2 protein-coding genes are annotated in these 19,362 nt (G+C 53.0%); both read right to left on the reverse strand.

Features of this window, described 5'->3' with window-relative positions; genetic code table 11:
- Nucleotides 1–51: 51 nt before the first annotated feature.
- Nucleotides 52–1,479 (reverse strand): hypothetical protein, encoded by a 1,428-nt coding sequence (locus tag JNK54_08515; GenBank protein ID MBL8024305.1) that lies wholly within the window; start codon nt 1,477–1,479, stop codon nt 52–54.
- 473 nt (nt 1,480–1,952) lie between these two features.
- On the reverse strand, nt 1,953–19,352 hold the full coding sequence (locus JNK54_08520) for a hypothetical protein (protein MBL8024306.1): 17,400 nt from the start codon (nt 19,350–19,352) through the stop codon (nt 1,953–1,955).
- Nucleotides 19,353–19,362 lie beyond the last annotated feature (10 nt).

A 19,362-nucleotide genomic window follows, 5' to 3' on the forward strand; every position in this document is an offset into this window, starting at 1 on the left:
ACGCTGCGATCCGGTAAAACTGTTACCCATGTACCCGGTCTAAAGTGTTACCTATCCCCCGGGTTGCACAGAGAGGGTGGGGGTGAGGTTCGAGTTTGAATTTAAGCGGGCCGATAGATCTTGGGTTAAGAAACCCAACCGCGTTTCCTGTTCCATCACATATTTTTCAATTTCCACCCAATCCAGAGGCCCCTCTTGCTTGAATGCGGCGTATTGGTCCGGCGTCATTTCCTGTTTCCACAGCAACCGCTCCAACGCCACACGACGGTCGGTGGTGACCAGGCGCCACACGTGATCGTTTCGGGAAAACTTTTCCAGCAGACGGCTCCGCAGTTGTTCCGCCTCCGCCAGGAGCTGGTCGTGCTGAAGCGAATCCGCCAGGTTTAAATAGCCCACATAATTTCGAAGTTCTCGGGTGGGCAAGTCCTGGCCCTGACGTTTCAGTTTGTCCGCCACACCCAATAGCGCCTGATAGAAATCTCCCTGCTTCAATCGACCTTCCCGAACGTCGATCGCTTTGGCGACCAGATCTTTTCCCGCTTCCAGAGAAAGGGTTCCCACCATTTTGCGCACCAGCAGATCCCGCTCCTCGGCCAGTCGCCGCGGGTCCATCTCCGTCTCCCGTTTCGTGAGCAGGAGCAGCGCGTCTAAATTGGGGTAATCCCCCGCCCGAAAACTACCCGGGGCCAACGTGGCCAGATCTTGAACATACTCGACGAAAGAAAGGGTTTGGTTGGTGTAAGCCTGAAAGGGTTTGTCGAGGGACAAAAGGGCGGGAGGGTAAATCTTTGCCTTGATTCGGGCCAATCGATTTTGGATTTTACCGATGTGAACAGCGGCGGCGGCTCGCGCCTGGGCGGTTTCGTGCCGAGCCGCCAGGTTCTTCTTGAAAAGGTCAACGGTTTCCACCCCATAAAGTCGGAAGGTCCCGGACGAGGCAACGATCGTGCGGTACTCCTCCCCCGTCAGGTCCCCCCGGCGAAGATGCGCGTGGGCCACGCGCTCTTTAATATCGTCGAAGGGAAAGGCGGACAGCCAATCGATGTTCGCGGGCCCCGCGCCACCTTCTTGGTATACGGGGACCGCCTCGGTGCCGGACCACCCCGCTTGGAAAAGTCCTTCCAAAACTATGGAGGCGTTGTATTGGGCCCCGTAAACACCGTGGGCGTCTTGAAGATGGAGGAGAACCGGGGCCCCCGGCTGGGCCGTGTGGGTTTCCACAACCGTGCCCAACCTCGACGGAAGGCGATAGGCCCCCAGAACGGGGTTAAGGGATTCCTTGGGCCAAGAAATGGTGGAGAGAAGATGGCGGACATCGTCTGGCCCGGGGGTGGGAAGGGTTTTGACCCGGGCCGCGTGTCGCTCGGCCCAGAAATTGGCCTCCGCAAACGGCGAGCCCACCGTGGAGAAAAAGAAGGCCGCCGTCATGGAACCCGCGACGAGTTTTTTCAGCGTTTGTATCGACAGCCGAATGTGCATTGCTCCCCTTGACTTCGGATCCAACGTATCCTGCCGTTCAAGAGCCCACGCCTACCCTTAAATCTACTATAGAGACCCGGCTTTTTGCCTTAAGAACTTGTAAATCAATTGTAACCTGCATTTTCGAGTCTAATGTTATAGTGCAATGCTCTGGTCAAAATGGGGAAAACAGGATGGGGAAAAAGGCTCGTCAGAAAAACAAGCAGGCCCGATAAGGCTCCGCAATTCCGGGGCCAAAGATTTTTATTCGTTCTATATTTGATTTTCATCGTGATCTTGCCGGGGTGGGTTGGCTAAAGAATGTGTTTGGTCCATGTCGGGAGCGGCACCGGACCAGAACTGCCTGTTTATGCCTTCGGGCACAATATTCCTGACAAATCCCGAGGGCGAGAACAGATAAAAACAGCTGTTTACCCCACATGGGCTCCCCCTTCTAGACATCACCCGCCCTCCCGCGAGGAAAATCTGTCGACTTAGGCCTGTTGGTTGAAGACCTGAATTTTTTGTTTCTCTTCTTCGATCATTTCCAGCGGAGTCGAAAGGGCCCTCAACCGAACCTGCCCCTTTTCCATTTTCAGCTGGCCATTCGACAGCTCCACCGCGGCCTGGGCGGCCGCACCGGTGTACACAATATCCACTTCAACACGGGTTAAGTCGGTTAATAGTTTTGCGGCAAAGACCACCAACGGCATTCCCAAACCCGCCCAAAATTCCACCGCGCTCGCCGGGGCCACCACGTTAATGTGAGAAGAAGAAAGTTCCTTCAACCGTGCCGTAAGAACCGCGGGGGCCGCTCCGACCACGCCCACCGTGATTTGATCGATGGCCACCTGATCAAGATTCGATTGGGCCGCCAGTTCCCGGAACGCCTTTGTGACGCGGGCCACATCCGCCGCGGATGGATTTCCGTTCACCACAAATTCCACGTGGAGGTGCGCTTCCTCCCCGGCCCCAACCCCATGAGAGAGAGAGATCAATCGATCCAATAGAATTTTTCCTTCCGCCAATCCCAATTCTTTCCGCATATCCACCACCAACGCGTTCCCCGTGGCCTGCACCCCAGGCACAGCCAAGAAACCAGATCCCCTCTCGAAAGACGGCAGATAAGGGGGTATGTTATATCGGAAAGGAGTGATTGCCACTCCAGCCCGAATGGGCACAGCGGCCAACGTCATGGCCAACAGCACCGGTACTCCCACAGAGGAGAGGGAACCGCTCGTCCCCACGCCCACGGACCCCACGACCCCGGCCCCTACCACTCCCGCTGCCCCCGCCACTCCCACCACACCAAGCACTATAGCCACCAGGAGCGCTGGTGTTTTCAAAATTTGCTCCGCCGCCCAAGACCCAAAATTGATCCCACTTTGAGTGAGCCTCATAAATCCGGTCTTCATTCCTTGGAGCTCTCTCCCCAGCACAACCCCAGGACGAAAGGGCCCAACGGAGAAAACCCTTATTCCAAAAAACATTGCGGCAAAACTCAACCCATAGAGGACTAAACTTCCAAACGGGAGCCCCACTCCCGCCGCCAGATGCGCAAACAGAAACAACACCAGGGAAGTGCCCAAGATGGATTGGGCCTGGGGAGGAATGTTTCGGGTGGCTTCATAGAGTTTTAACTCATCAGATAATTTTTGTCGCGCCATCTCTAGTTGAGATTCCAAAATACGTTCTTCCGATGTCAACGGTCGATTAAGAGCGGTTTTCCATCCGATTCCCTCATTCCACTGCTCCCCCGCTCTTCCTTTAATAAGGGGAAGGAGTTCCTCGTCCGTCATCGAATCCAGATCTTGGGGGCCCACATCCATGACCACAGGCCCATAGGGCAAATTCAATTTCGTCTTCAGCCCAGCGACCACAGCCCCCACACGCAACCGCATGGGAGCACCCGTCACCACACCCACCCGGGGCGTGCCAATCCCTAACCCGAGGAGGGCAAGTTGACCTGACGTGTTATCAAAATTTTCTTCGAGATTCGACGAGGCCTTGGATTCTTGGCGAATGACGTCATCCGGAATCCCTTCTTTTTGAAGAACGAAACGCAGAAGATCGGCTTCGGTCAAGGATTCAGCGTCGATTGGGTTTGCCTTTCTAACCGAGTCCCTCAACGTTTGTGTGAGCTGAAGGGCAATCTGATTTTCATCAACAGAATAGTGCTTCGTAATGGCGGCCAAGAGTCCCGCCGTCCCCGCTCCCCGCCCCCCCGCGAGGACAATGGGAATTCCTTGAAACTCTTCTTTCCAGCGGGCGGCGAAATCCCGAACAGCCTGGGGGAAGGGATTCCCCAAAACAAGAAATGCCGTTGGCGGCTGACCGGCCATGTCACTCCCCCGATTCAATTGATCAAAAAATGCGGAGGCGGCCTCGTTCAATCGATTTCGATCCTCCACTGATTTCCCATGACCCGGCACCCCAGAACCCCGCCTCTTCGAGGAAAACCCAAACCACTTCAATAACCGTCGAATAAATCCAGGGTCTTTTTTCACAGGCGCCTTGGGCGTCGGAGCGATGGGGCGGTCGGTCTTTATTCCAAGAATTTTAGGACCATCCGGGCCAAACATTTTAATCGGAGTCGCCCCCAGGGTATATTCAAATCGACCAATCACCTGACCCGGCGTGTAGGTTTCCGGCTGAACATTAGCGGAGATCCAAACGTTGGCATTTTTAATTTTGGGGTTCCGAGAGCGCTGAACAAACCCCTGGGGAACAAAATCGTTAGGATTCATATTATTAGACAGAAATATGAACGTGGTGGGATTGTAACGCTTTACTTCGGGTCGATCGATTTCAAGAGACAGAAGGCGCCCAGGCCCCAGAGGTCTGGGATTTTCAAACAACATTCGCTCCTGAACACCCAAGTCACCCTTGATTAAGGTGGATGGGGAGCCTGCATACAAAACCACATCGCCTTGGGAATCGCCTCGGATATTCATCGAAACGAATTGACCCGCTTTAAATGCTTCGTGATTCTTGATCCGAACCGGATCAAATTTGAAGGGTTTGCGAGCGATGGCCGTAAACGCCACGTCCATCAAGGGGGCTCCTTCTCGCGCATAAAACTGAATCCTGAAATCATCCGCCGTCCAATTGCCAACGCCGTCCGTCAACACGCCCGTCAATGTCAACCCCCCTTGCCCGTTCAGCGAAATCTCTTTGATTTCTGAAATGGGGGTTCCATGGTGGTAACGTCCTTCGGACCAATAACCTGGGGTGACCCATTCTGTTCCGGGATCCATTCCGGGAGGGATCGATTGAAGAAAACCATTCCCCCTCACGTTGAACGTATATTCGGCGTTAAGAGAGATGAGCAACTCGGAAAAGGATCCCCAGGGGGTCTGCATGGGGGGAATTTCAGTATGGGAATCGGAAATTCCCCTCACACGCCACCCCTCTTCATTAAGGAGAACAGTTTCCCGAGGAGCCACCTCAGTCGTCTTTGCGGCAACAGAGACCGAATCGCTTCTGGAACTCAGCGCCAGAGCCCCGGGAACATTCCCGAAGGTCAAGAGACCTCCCAGGACAAAACTCAAGAGGAGTCCGGGAAGAATCTTCCCTGGGGTATTGTTTTGCTTATTTTTCCGTTTGAAGATGTTCCACCGCCACGCCATCAACCCCGCCACCCCCAATCCCAAAAGCACCGATTGCCAGAAGAATGAGGTCTGGGGAGCGGACACCGGGGGGGAGACCACGTCCGCTGTTGGTTGTGTTTGAGTAATACCAGGAGGCAGAGGCCCATCGGGAGAAACGGAACTTACAGAATAATTGACGTGGACGCTCGAACCTTTTGGGAGGGCAAAATTTGTTTTGCCATCACTTTCCAGTAACGGCGCGACCGCCACATTGGGGCTTTGGGGGAACAGTAAGGGTTCCAATGTGTAAGTGGCTCCCATACGCGCGGGATAAACCGCTCCTTCGGCGGAAGAGACTTCCACCCCGTTCACCGTGATCGTCACCGCCGGGGAGTTGTGGCGGCGGGATCCACTCAATGTCACCTCCCCTAAGGGGCTTTCAAGGAGGTTGGTCGAGGTCCCAAGAACCCCGGGGGGTAAATCCGAAAGGGAAAGATCGCGAACCACATCCCCCCGGGCGGAGGTGATTTGAAGGGACTCAGAAACATAGGGCCGAATTTCGGCTTCGGCCACACTCCGTGTTGTAGAAATAGAACTGACTTGTCCCATGGGTTTCATGTAATCCAAATCAAGATTTTGGGAGGCAACCCAAGTTCCTCCCACATTTGCCACGGTGCGACCGTCCTCATATGCAAATGTCATCGTGTAATCTTTCATGGTGAGGAGACCCTTAGGATCCTGAACCGTTGCCTGAAGAAGCAATTTACCACTGGCATCGATAGAGTAACGAATGTCGCTCAAGCGCCCCCCATGCACGTATTCGGATGCTTTTCCGGGAACCTCATGAAAATAGCCCCCAAGTAAGATCGGAGGCCCTTCAGAAAGGGGGTATTGCACGCCCGCCCCACCAGGAACCGGTGGAGGGAACAACGTATATGATCCTTTCTCCAAATCCATTTGGGAAATAACATATCCGTTGTAGAGGATCTGATGCACAGGTCTTTCATCCGATCCTTTGACGTAGACCTGATACCCCCCAGCGTCAAAAAGGACATGGGGAGCCGTGAAGGGTTTAAAAGCGTAGGGAACCTCGGACACCACGGAACGCCAATCCGCCAACAACTTGGGGTTCGTCACATCGGCCACCAAGACGTTGGGGTTCACAATATAAAATGCCACTAACCCCGACGCTAACGCCACCGACGCGGGGAACAAGACTTTTCCCTCGCCACGTCGGAAGGCACGCAGACCGAATCCCATACCGAGGAGTGCCGCGAGAAGTAAAATTTCCCGGTAACCATCATTCCTTTCATCGATCCCGGATACGTAAGATTTTTCCAAACTTTTCGCCACAAGCAAGAGGTAATCCTTCTTTTCATTTAAGCTGGCAAGATTTTTTTTAAGCTGATCAATTTGGATCGTATAGCCTTCGACCTGGGTAATCCGCCCCTCCCTGTCGGCCGCCGTGCGCTCTTTTATTAAAAGTGCGATGGCTTCTTCCACCTGTCGAATTTCATCCTTATAGGGGTTGACCTCCCCTCGGATAGTGGGCGCAGCTAACAGATCCTCAACAATTTGGCTAAAAGACATGCTCCGCGCCTTTTTTTCCCACTGATCCAAAACATCTTTATCGGCGGGGACACGCTCATCCAGGTAGATCCCAAAAAGGGACCCATACACCGCTTTGACAATTGTTCGAGACATCCAAGGGGAATTAACACGTTTTTGTTTGACTTCGATGCGGTCACCCAAATCCCCCAGGGGCCGCCCCACCAACCGGGTTTCGGCCATCTCCCGGGCCAAGGCTTCGTAAAGAACAACGGCCGAATCAATCCTAAACTTTAAGGCAGACCCCCCTTCACGGGTCAAATAATCCGAGTAATCCCGCAGAATATTGGGAATGTGTTTTGAGAATCGCTCCATAAATTCCGGACTGATCTTGTCATTTAGCGTAAGCATCATGGCATAGCTGAATTCAACACCTTCGGCCGAATACTCGTTAGCGGTGCGCAGTTCGTCTAAGGCCTTGGACAACTCAGGGATATTGCGAATGAACTGAAGATTTTTATAGAAACGATCGATAAACTGCTCAATGGAATGAACATCATGTTCGGCCAAGAAACGGGCAATCTCCGGATTCCCATCGCTGGAAAAAACGAAGTAGTCAATAATAGCGAACTTGAGGGCGTAGTTATTGATCAGCCCATTGAGCTGGCCAATCTCCATGGCGTCATTCAGGCTCTGCACACGGATGAGAGCGTCCTTGTAATGCTTTGTTTTGAGGTGCGTTTGTGTTTTGGCATAAAGGGACAAGAGTCCCTGCGTGGTCAGTCCTTTGAAAACGGGTTCTCCCCCCTCATCAATCCGCTCAACCATCTGTTTCAGAATATGAGCCGTGATGAACCCCGTGTCTAATATATATTGGCTGGCATCAATTTCCGGTCGGACAAAGATCAGTCGTGCTTCAGGACCTCCATCCCCCTCATCATTTTCCGGATTCACAACGGAATCGGTATTTTTGGGTTTTCGAACGACCAAACGAGACTCAATAATCGACGCATCTTTCCGAAGATTTTCCCGCAGGGTCTTTAAATAATTCCCCAACTCTCCCGCATAGCGGGCCCCATGGGTCAGCTCCTCCGGAGAAAGGAAAGTTCCCTTGAGCTCGTCATACGAGGCTTCGAGCACATCGATATAACCCGAAAACAACTCGTAAAAACGCCCTTCCTCCATGATCCCCAGTTCGTGCATGCGCCCCACCCACTTCTCATTTTCCCCCAAGATTTCGAAAATGGGCCTTAATTTCGGATAAACGTCGACGCCCGCTTCAGTTTTCCGACGGATTTCGGAATGGACATATACCAAAGCCTTCATGGCTTGTTCAATCTGGGGAAGATCCGCCTTCAGGTTCAATGTGGGCTGATTAGAATCCGCCTCCGGGAGCCCGGTCAGCATGGAGTAGGTCTGGGCGATGCCCGCTATTTTCTGAAAGATAAAGAAATTGAGAACTTCGACGGGCACTCCCACAGGGACTACCGATTCTTGTTTAATAATGGTTTCAAGTTGCTCGCGAAGGGGCTTTCCTTGGAATTTCGTTTCGGGGGCTAACAGTTTTGTTCCCATCAAACCATTCACATCCTTTAAACGCATGATGCGGATCTCATCCTTAAACTGCCCTCCCTGGGACCCAAAAACATAGCCCCCGGTCACTAAACTTTCAATAAAACCTTCTTTATCGAAAGGAAGGTTTTGGAATTTCTTTTCAACGTAAAAAAGATGGTGGTAAGCTAGATAACGTTCCGCGATGGTCTTATATTGGACGGGATAGCCGGGAAATTTCTTTAGGGCATCCAACATCATTTCCGAAATCCCCATGACGCCATTAAAGGTGTGAATGGGATGACCCGCCTGAAAAAAGATTCCGGATTTGGACCTGATGTCTTCATTGATGATCTCAAGGAAACGGGGCCCTTCTCCCCCGGGAGACTTAATATAGGATTGAAAATCTTTTTGGTCCATGAGAAATTCCACTTGTCTCAGACGGGGATAGAAATACTCTTTCCAAAATTCGGCATATCCCCACTTTTGCTTAAAGAGCGCCACCATATCCACAAATCCTTCCTCCCGATAGGGAACAAACCGATAGGTTTGGCCGCCATCGGCGCTGTATTTGGCGCCCTGGGCAAAATGGTCCCAGGTGTCCACAAACTGGGCCATCCACCCCTGGGGGGATAACGATCGATCGGCAAGAGGCCCGTCTTTCCGCATGTCGTTGAATTCAGCGTTAACGATAAGGTTGGCCAGGGACCGCAAAGCCAAGAAATCTTTTCCCCGTTCTGTCATGCGTTCCCGCGAACTTTCGCTAAGCAATTCAACTCGGATGGCACGATAATGGGAAAATTCGGGTGTTTTCGTGATACCGGCTTCCGATTGTAAAATCTGTTCGAGTTTTTTAAATACCACACGCGAATGACCCATGTAACTACCCACATCGAATTTGTTCGCCTCGGTCGATTTTTTTTCCAAGAGGAAGATCTGAATCGCTTCATTTTCAAGGATGCCAGACTCTTTCTCGATGTAGTCGCGTACGCCCGGAAGGTCCTCCGCCTGTTGATAAATCGCCGCGATGTGCCCCATTAAGATTTTCCCCGCCTCTCTAATTTGTCTCAGGTGGGAAGGACCGTAGGCCCCCAGGGGCTTGGGGGCCTGGACATTATAAAGAGCCGCATCGGCCAATTCGTAGTAGGCTCGAAGAGATTGAAATTTAAGATCTTCAGGTTTAATGGTCACCCGAGTAGCTCCCGCAGCCCTTTGGCTCGCCGCCATACGGATTCGAAGCGTGTTCACGAAGGCCGGGGGAAGCGTTTCATAGAGGCCCGCATTCCACAAGTCATTAATAGGCTGCAAAACGAACCCCTTCACTTCCCGGGCAAATCCGGATCCCGGATCAAATGTCCCATTCATTCCATTGACTTCATATCCGGCCACCACAAAAAATTCCTTGAATCCCACCGCTGAGGAGGGCAGCTGTGGGAGCGTCGCAAAATAGGTGTCGTAGGCAATGGACCGCTGGGCCATGGCCAGGATCAGTTTGGCGGCGAAAGCAGGATCCTTGGAATATCTCTTTTGGAGATGGGGAAACGCTCGGAGCGTGGCATCCACCAACTGGGCCACACTTTTTATCGCATTGAACTGACGAACGTCGGCATCTCTAATGGTGATCCCCATGGCCTTTTCAATTTCGCCGTTCACTTTATTACTAAACACCGCCCAGGAAGGATCGGCCTGAAGGGTTTTGAGAAGGGCAGGGGAAGCGCTCCATTTTGCCCAATCGGCAAGAATCGGCAGTTGGTTTTCATCCCAATATTGTTTCTCAGTAACTTCCGGATGGTCCGACTTCGTTTTAAGCCAGTGCAGGAGGTGGGACGCCAAGATGCCGGGTTTGTCAGGCAAGCGATAGTCCGCCACCCGTTTTTTTACAAGGAGAAGTTCCCTCATTATTTCTTGGGGTGTGTAGGGCTGGCCGTCAGGTGTCAGCACATGATTGATCCCTAAGTTAAGGGAAAGCATGGCCAAATCCCGCAGGGCATTGTATTCCTTGGCCGCATCGGTCATTCCACGGGTCGTTTCAGCGGGGAACAAGGACATGACATAGTCTATATAGGCCGGTGAAAGCCGTCCCCCGTCCCGATCCAACCCACGCCGTATGGATTCAGCGGTGCGAAGCCCATCCAGAAAGATCCGGTTGTACTCTCTACTTTTGGCCGAATCATTTTCCAAAAGGTACCGGAGGATGCCTTCCACCTCCAGGATTCCCGGCTCGAACTTCATGTAGCGCGCGTATACGACCGGCGCCTCCATTTGAGCAATGGACTGAACGTCGGTCAAGTGGGCCGCCACCTTTAGAGCGGCTTGCCGGATGCGCGCCGGATCCGTGGCCTCCACCCCGTTTCGGTTAAAGAGGGCGATACGGCCTAAGTTGTATTCCGTTTGAAGGTAAGCCAAGCGGATGTCTTTGTCCGAGGGGGTTTTATGAAGTTTGGCCATATCCCGTACCATCCGTTCCCGCACCAACGTTTCCAGGGCTGGGTAGGGTTTCGATTCCAAATGAACCCGGATATAATCGGCCCCCACACGCTTTAAAAATTCCGCAACATAGTTCTCTCCCGAAGAAGCGCGGAGATCGGCCTCATTTTTCTTTAACAACTGCGTAAAGAACTCCCGCATCCCACCGGGCTCTTGGTAAAAAGCCCCAATCATCGGGATCATTTCCAACCGCAGATCAGATAACACTGGAATCTGAATGGGGAGGAAAAAGGTAATATTCCCCACCACCCGCATCAGTTTAGACACGGGGCGAGGAAGGAATTCCATGGGAGTAATATTCGCGTTGGGAACCGCGGCGTTCCAGGCCGTTTCCAATTCATGGGATAGACGGATAAAGTGCCAAACCCGGGCACCATCTATTTCATCCAGAGGAACGCCCATACCGTAATGGAGATTTAACACCGCCGCCGATATAAGCTCATATTTGTCCATCGAACCTGAAACTCGATCCGCCAAGGATCGATAGTCTTCCTCCGATAGAAGAACCGTTCCATTGCGCGGGTCTTTCAGGGTCCGTCCCGCTTCCACAAAGGGGGTGTAGTCCACGTCCCACACATCCTTGACCTTGGTCCAGAGCAAGAGATCGGCGATTTCCTTCATGCTCTTTACCGCCCTCTCCTCCCCCGGTTTTTCCTCAGCGTTTAGGTCCATCAAAAGAGCTGTTTGGGCCCAGTATTTTGCCACCATGGGTTCTTTCATCCAAGGGTAATCCATGGTGGCCAATACGTTGGCGTAGGTGGCCCAATCCGCGGCCTTGAAGATATTTCCCAAACCCGGAACCAGGGTCAAAAGCGCCGTGCTACCGCCGTAAATCCCAAGGTTTTGCTTTTTAACGGCACTGCTGTTCATCCGGTCCAATTGGGAAAGCAGATACGCCAATTTTTCCGTTTGAGATTCCGTGAGTTTTGGTTTTTCAAGCAACGCCAGGGAATTGACGGGGTCAGCCTGGAAGGAGGTGTAGCCCTGGGTTGTCACCATCGGAAGCCGAGGGCGAGGATCAGGTTGCGACGTTAAGGTGAAATGATCTGGCGAAGAAACAATTGTGATAGGAATCCCCGCCCCAATATTTCGGGCCGGCTGATGAACCCGCGGCGCCACGGTCAAGATGGAATTCAGCTTTTCAATTTCCAAAGCTGGAACAACATTTTTAAAAACAGGAATCCCGCTCAGCAAAGGGGGCGGCCGAGTCAAGGGGCTGGCCATCTGCGTGGTCACCAATTCAGCCGGCGGAGGGGGCCGCAAGCTTTCCGTGTCGAAGTAGGTTCGAACATAGTTCACGGGAGACAGGAAGATCAGACTGGCCACAAAGAAAGCCACGCCATAAACCTTGATGGTCTGAATAATCTTGGTCCGACGATTGGTCACGCGGAATGGAACCCCCGACAGATGCCCCAAATACCACCCCACCCCCTGGGAGGCCAGAAGAGGCATGGGGCCCATGGGCCAGAGAACCGCCATGAACGCATTTCCCGCGGCGACAATCGAACTGAAAACGAGAAACGCCATCCCCCCCAGGAAAGGAAGATTCATCTTTTGAGTTTCCTCCTTCCAGACTTCCTTCAACCGGAAACCCAACATTTCCCGGACGGCCCGGGACGTGGACGTTTTCCAAACGGAAGGGAGACTTTTTAATTCTTCGGCCCAGGACCGAGGGACAAAAGAGGACCGCTTGATGGCAATGTCCAAGGACATGAGCGTACTCAATAGAACTTTTGGGATAAACAAAGCGAAGTTCCATACAGTGCGCACAAGCGAATGGCCCCAACGTGCCACGCGACGAAACTTTGGAGTGCTGTGCTGCACCATGGTGACACGGAGAACGTCATAGATGGTGGGGTATAGGAAAAGCCCTTGCCCCGCCACACCGATCATGACAAACCCCAGCAGCCCCGCAGCCAGCATGGCATTAACTAAGAAAGCCTGGTCCATAAAGAACGCAAGACCCACCAAAAACACCACAATGCCTAAAAATCGAGCGTCCCCGAAAAGACGGAAATCGATCCCCATACGGTGAAATTGGTGGGCCGGGGGCAGGGCATCGTGGTCGTAGGGCGTGGTCGTCAGAAACATTTGGATGTCCCCCCGCAACCAACGAAAATCCCGTTCCATGGCACCGGTCCGCGTGAGGAGGTCCCGTTCAGTGATCTCAAAAGCCCCGGACAAATAACGGGACACCCGACGCATGGCGTCCTGGGGGCTTTCTTCGGCAGGGACGGAGAACGTGCGCCACTCATGGAAATTCCCATCGGGGCCCAGGAGGGACACTTTGGCCTCCAAAACATCGGCCGACCATATTCCCAACCGACCGAACTCCATTTGAACAAAATCAGTTCGGGACCCCTGGCGCATGCGGTAGGTGTAGGTGATGGAACGATCCTCCCCGTCTTCTCGGGGGGTTTGATTCACCAGTTCAAACCGGAAAGTCAAGGCCCCATAGACGGATTCCACAAAAGAAAAAATACTTTCCTGCCAATCGTGGGAAAGGGCCCGGGAAACCACGATGAATTCATTCAAGAAAGCCCGTCCATATTCCGCACGTTTGGCCAGTTTGCCATACATGGGGGACATCCCACCAAAAAGATTGGCCATGAAGAGGGCCTGGGACTTGTTGTGGATTCGACGGGCTTCATCCAAGGAATTCAGAAAAACACTGGTGACCGAACCCCCGATCCGTCCCCCCCGGGTGGTCATGGGGGCATCCACGCTGATCATAGGGTTGAACCCAACGACTCCATAATTTTCCGGATGTTCGGCTGTGGATATCACCGCTTCCACGGCACCTTCCACAATGCTGTTTTTGTCATCCAACACCAGGGACAAGTCATTGGGGTAAAGATCCTGCCCATTGTTGTCGAAAAATCGATCCGTATAGGGGTCGGCCATGTGAACAGCCAACATCTTATTCGCATCGGCCAATGACAGTTGTTCCTTATGCCCCCCAACCTCTCGATCCACCACGCCCCAGGCAGAAGGGCGAATCGTGTAGGTGATTTCCCCCCCATCCACCTGGCGAACCCGGACAGCTCCACCGAAATAGCCCAGGAGATCCCCGGCAAAAACGTTCGCTCGGGGGAAAATGGGGGCGTCGGGATTAGTGAAATTTTCGTGGGCCACTGGGTTCGTATAAGCGGGGGGACGAGTGAATCCCATCTTTAACCACTCCAACCCCGCCACGTTACCAAGCTTCTTTCCCCACCCCGCTGTTTTCCAAGGGATGACGAGGTCCGTGGTTTCCCTAAGACGCCGAATCTGTTGAATGGCCTCCCCCCGGGAAAGGGTTTCCACCGAACGCGCTCCTCCCGCGGTAGTGTGCGTATGCACAATGCCTTCTGATGTCAAACGGAAATGGTCGCGCTCTCCCCCCTGGGCAAACAACGTAAAGGTTTTTGAATCGAGACTGGCAATGGGATCCTGATCATTTAATTTCTTCTTCCACCCTTCCCTGTCTATGGCAGATTGGTCCATCCATTCAATCCCTTGACTGAGATAAAGGAATCGGACTCGCCCAGGACCAAACCGCTGGTCCGCCTCAGCCTGAAGGTTTTGAATCAATTCCATCTCATAGGGAATGAGAGGGAGATAATTCGTGTTGGACGGCATGACGAAAGAAACAGAAAAGGCATCTCCTGAATCTCGTAAGGTTTGGGCCAGGGCATCCATGTCTCTCCGGCGGTAGGCGGCCCACACGTCAGCCTCCAAATGGAAAGTGTCCAGGTACCGGGTGGTCATGTCCATGTTTTGCCGAATTTCTCCGGCATAGTCCCTTTCCACCTGAAACCGTAAAGTCAGAGCGGGTACCGCTTCTCCCTCGTCTAAAATTTTCTCCCCCATCCGAATAATTTGGGAATCTTCAATGGCCAGGTTGTAATCGCTCTTTAAAATATCCCCCAGAGCCTCTCGAGCGGAAGAAAGATCTTTTGCACTCGCTCCGAAATCAAGAACATGAATGTCCACATGGGATCCGGCAACAATATCCAAATCGGATAAGGAGTGTATTCCAAGTCTCCGACCAGCCACTTTGTTCAAGCTTCGGCTCAAATTATCCACAACGGGACCATCGTCGGGGAAAACTTTCATATACATCCCCAAAGACTTCCCTTCTCTATCTTTCTTTTCAAAGAATTCCACCCTCACATGAAGGCGAAACCCACTCCAAAATTTCAATTGGACAAACCGTGTTAATGAATCTTTTTGCGAATCGGTAAACTGGGGCGGAAGGGAAACAGCCGACCAGGGATTACCAGAAAAATCATGTTCTGTTTTGAGCGTTTTGAGGTCATTTCCATGCAATGAAAAGAAAGGAACAATAACATCATCTTTTATGAAAGGGTCGAGGGGATTTCCCGACATTTTTGGCACTTCAATGGAAAAAGCGTAGGGACGACCATGGTCAGCATAAAACTGCCTGACAAAAGAGAGAAATTCCACCCGACGATGGCCCTGGGGCGCCAGGGAATCAAAAAAGACGGACAAGAACATGAGGAAGGTCACCAGCATCGGCAAGACCACGGTTTTCGTCACAGAATAAAGCAACGGAAAAAGGACCACCCAGCTCACAACGACGAGAACCGGGGAGGGAAAGAAGAACACACTAAACAAAAAGAGGAAGGCAAATCCCACGCGAAGAATCTTCGCGGAGCTCAAAAAGAAGATGGCGGTGGTGGAAGCGATAACTCCCTGAGGGATAAGTTTGTCCTGGTAAAACTCATAGGTCCTTCGGGCCGCCCGCCACATCACTTCCCGTTGATCTCTTAATTCGTCCTGGCCGCCTAAAACCTCTGGCTCGAACCGATCGAACTCTTCCAAAAACGCATTGAGAATGTTCCGTTGAATCCCAATTCGAAGGTTCAATATGGACCGTTCAATGGCCTCCCTTTCTTCACGAAGATGAGCAAACGCGCTGCGTGAGGAATCTTCCAGAACGGTCTCGTCCCTGTTTCCTAAGGTCTTCAGTTGGGCCTTCACCTCTTTCAATCGGGCCGACAGTTCAGCAAGTTCTGGATTCGCCTTTTCAGCCTGGCGGGTACGCCTTTTTATCTCGAATATTCCAATATACGATATCAACCGACCATGGGACCCGTAGTTGTTATAGCGCGGGAAAATGGAGGCTTTTTTCGCTTCAATTTCTTCCACCAATTCCCTTCGCTTTTTCATCGCGTCAGGATTATTTTGTTTGGCCAAATCACGCCATTCTTTGCGAAGCGCCCGAAAATCCTGCCGGGTCCAATAAAGATATTGTCTCAGGACTGGGGTCCACCAGCGGACGGGGAACGTGCGGGGCCCTTTCTTTAATTCATCGGCAATTTTTTGAGCGAGGGATTGGGGTGTTTTCGAAGCATTTCGTCGACGAACAATGGAAATTAATCCTCCAATCCCTCCAAAAAGGCCCGCGAGCCAAGCCGCCAGAACCACCGGAGGATTGGTGGTGTTCCCGCCCGCTGAAAGGGTAGGAACTTCACTAGCAACAGGTTCTTCGTTCCCGCTCGAAAGGGGCGGAGAGGAAACCCCCTCGGGCTCAGATGTCTTCACCGCGGGAACCGCTGGAGGAAGAGCGGAAGGGGCCGAGTCTGGGCTAATGGTCGGGACAGGGGCAACGGGTTCAACGACGGACACCGACAAGGTAGCGGCCGGGGAAGGCACGGCGGACGGAGCCTCCGCGGGACTGGATGGGGCAGCCACCTGGGGGGACTCGATGGGGGGCGTTTCCGGGGCAGGGGAGAGGACATAGGCTCCGTTTTCAACGGAAACCTTCACGGCCGCCGCACCACCTCCGGCATTGTCCGGACGTTGGAGATGTTGCCCAGGGAATATTTTGGCCAGATCGATTCCAGGATTTTCCGATACATACTGTTCCACACGTTCCGCCACCATTCTGTTGGTGACCTTAGCGGCACCACCACTTTTGAGATCGTCACGCGCGATAGACCAAACCCTGTCTCCATTTTCAACCAACACATAGGCCCCATTGTCGATCAACTGGGCCGCTTCGGCCGTTTGCAAAACCGTTGCGGGTAAGACAATGGAAAAAGCTAATAAAACAGGAAGGATATACTGGCGCCACCCCTTGAGGTTTTGGCGTGCAACGGATCCCTGTCCGCGAACCACCTGGCGCATCTCATAGAAAGGGAGGCTGAGGAAGATGGGAACCACAAATGATTTAAGGCCTTTGAACCAGAACTCCGCCCATTTTTGTTTTTGTATAGTTAACGAAGCTATAAAGGATGAAAGACCAATGGACCCGCTTAAAGCCAACCGTCGCCCCCAACCAAAAACGGCGCCCCGATTTGACACTGCCTCAGAAACCTTTTGGACAAAACGTTGGGTAGCAACGGGAACCACGGTCTCCCCCATTTGGTGGACCATCTCGGCGCCTTGTTGGGAAGCGGGAATAATGGAAGAATTCAGGCTGTCTGGAAGACCTTGAATGGCCTGAATCGCCTCCATTCTCAGCTGAGCAACGGTTTGGGATCCACTAGCTTCCGCAAGAGCTTGAAAAGATTTTAAGAAGGTCGCCCACGCCTGCCCCAACCCCTGAGCCGCCAGTAACCCCGCCAACTTTTTGTTGAGACTAACCGCATCCTTTTGATTCAGGTTATCCTCCCGCATCCATTGGATGGTGGAATCTTTACCCAGGGAACCCGCCACCACAAAAAGTTCTTCGCCGTACCGACCAAAAATGACCACCTGGAGTTCGCCGTTGGCGTCTTTTAATGATAGAACGCGATCGAACTTCAGGGGAACCCCCTGGGCTTCCAAAAGAGCCTTATTCGCTTGCAAAAGCGATAGATGTTTCTCTTGATCAACCTTTGACAATCCGGATAACTTGATGAAAGAGAGGAGGAAATTTTCCGTCATCATCCGGGCCGTCAGTTCCTGTTTAAGAGGGAGAGAACCCGCCGGGTTGAAAACCGCCAGGTTGGCTTCACGGGCAGAGTTTGAAAAAGCGTTAGGCGCCTGAGAAATGGTCAGTTCGTCGGAAGATCGGTGGGACTCTGTGTCAAAGCTGGGCTGGACCACCGCGTAAGAAGTCCCGGATTGACGCAGAAGCCGCGTGAGACCCGGCGTATGAAACCCACCCGCAATCAGAACGCCTCGTTTTGCGCCTGTCCGTTCCATATCCGCCAGTGCGTTGTTGACCAAAGTCATATCCCGGTCCAAGGCCAGTTCATAAAAAGCACGCACTTTCGGGAGATGCCGCGTCCAAGCAAGAGATTCAGGAATCGTCCCATCCACCCCCACCCTCTCCCGTCCTTCGGACACCCTCTCCCGCGAGCGGGAGAGGGATGGGGAGAGGGTGGGGGTGAGGTTCGAGCTTGAATTCAAGCGGGCCGATGAACCTTGGGTTAAGAAACCCAACCGGGATTCCTGTTCCGTCACATATTTTTCAATTTCCACCCAATCCAGGGGCCCCTCTTGTCGAAACGCGGCGTATTGGTCCGGGGTCATCTCCTGTTTCCAGAGCAGTCGTTCCAGCGAAACCCGACGGTCGGTGTTCACCAGGCGCCACACGTGATCGTCTCCGGAAAACTTTTCCAAGAGCCGGCCGCGCCATTGTTCAGCCTCCACTAAAAGCTTGTCGTGTTGAAGGGAATCCGCAAGTTTGAGGTACCCCACATAGTTTTGAAGTTCCCGAGTGGGGAGGTCCTGGCCCTGACGTTTAAGCTGGTCGGCTACGTCCAAAAACGCCTGGTAGAAATCCTTCTGTTTCATCCGACCGTCCCGAACCTCCACGGCCTTAGCCACCAAATTTTTTCCCGCGTCCAGAGAAAGAGAGCCCACCATTTTCTGCACCAGGATGTCCCGCTCCACCGCGAGGCGCCGCGGATCCATTTCGCGCTCTCTTTTCGTTAAGAGGAGAAGCGCGTCCACATTGGGGTATTCCCCGGCACGAAAACTTCCCGGGGCCAGTGCGGCCAACGCTTGGACATAGTCGACGAACGAAAGGGTTTGGTTGGTGTACGCCTGAAACGGTTTGTCCAAAGCCAGGAGAGCTGGGGGGTAAATTTTGGCCTTAAGGAGGCCCAACCGAGACTGAATCCGCCCGATATGCACCGCCGCGGTGGCCCGAGCCTGAGCGGTTTCGTGTCGGGCCGCCAGGTTCTTATTAAACAGGTCCACGTTCTCCACCCCGTGTAGCCGAAAACTTCCGGAGGAAGAAACAATCGCGCGGAACTCCTCGCCGGTCAGATCCCCCTGGCGAAGATGGGCGTGGGCCACACGTTCTTTGATGTCCTCAAAGGGAAATGCCGACAACCAATCGATATTCGCAGGGCCCGTGCCCCCTTCTTGATAAACAGGCACCGCCTCCGTCCCGGACCATCCGGCACGGAAAAGCCCCTCCAAAACTTTGGACGCGTTGTACTGGGCCCCGTAAACCCCGTGGGCGTCCTGGAGGTGAAGAAGAACCGGGGCCGTTGGGTTGGCCGTGTGGGTTTCCACCACCATGCCCAACTTCGACGGAAGACGATAGGCCCCCAGGATGGGGTTAAGGGATTCTTTTGGCCATGAAATAGTGGAGAGAAGTTGGCGGACATCCCCTTGCCCGGGGAGTGGAATTGTTTGTTCGCGCGCCGCGTGGCGTTCCGCCCAAAAATTAGCTTCCGCAAAGGGCGAGCCCACCGTCGAGAAAAAGAAAGCCGCTGTCACCGAGCCCGCGACAAATTTTTTGAGAAAATCTGACGACAGCCGAATGTGCATGTGTCCCCTT

This window comes from Elusimicrobiota bacterium (assembly GCA_016788905.1).
Lineage (GTDB): Bacteria > Elusimicrobiota > Elusimicrobia > FEN-1173 > FEN-1173 > JADKHR01.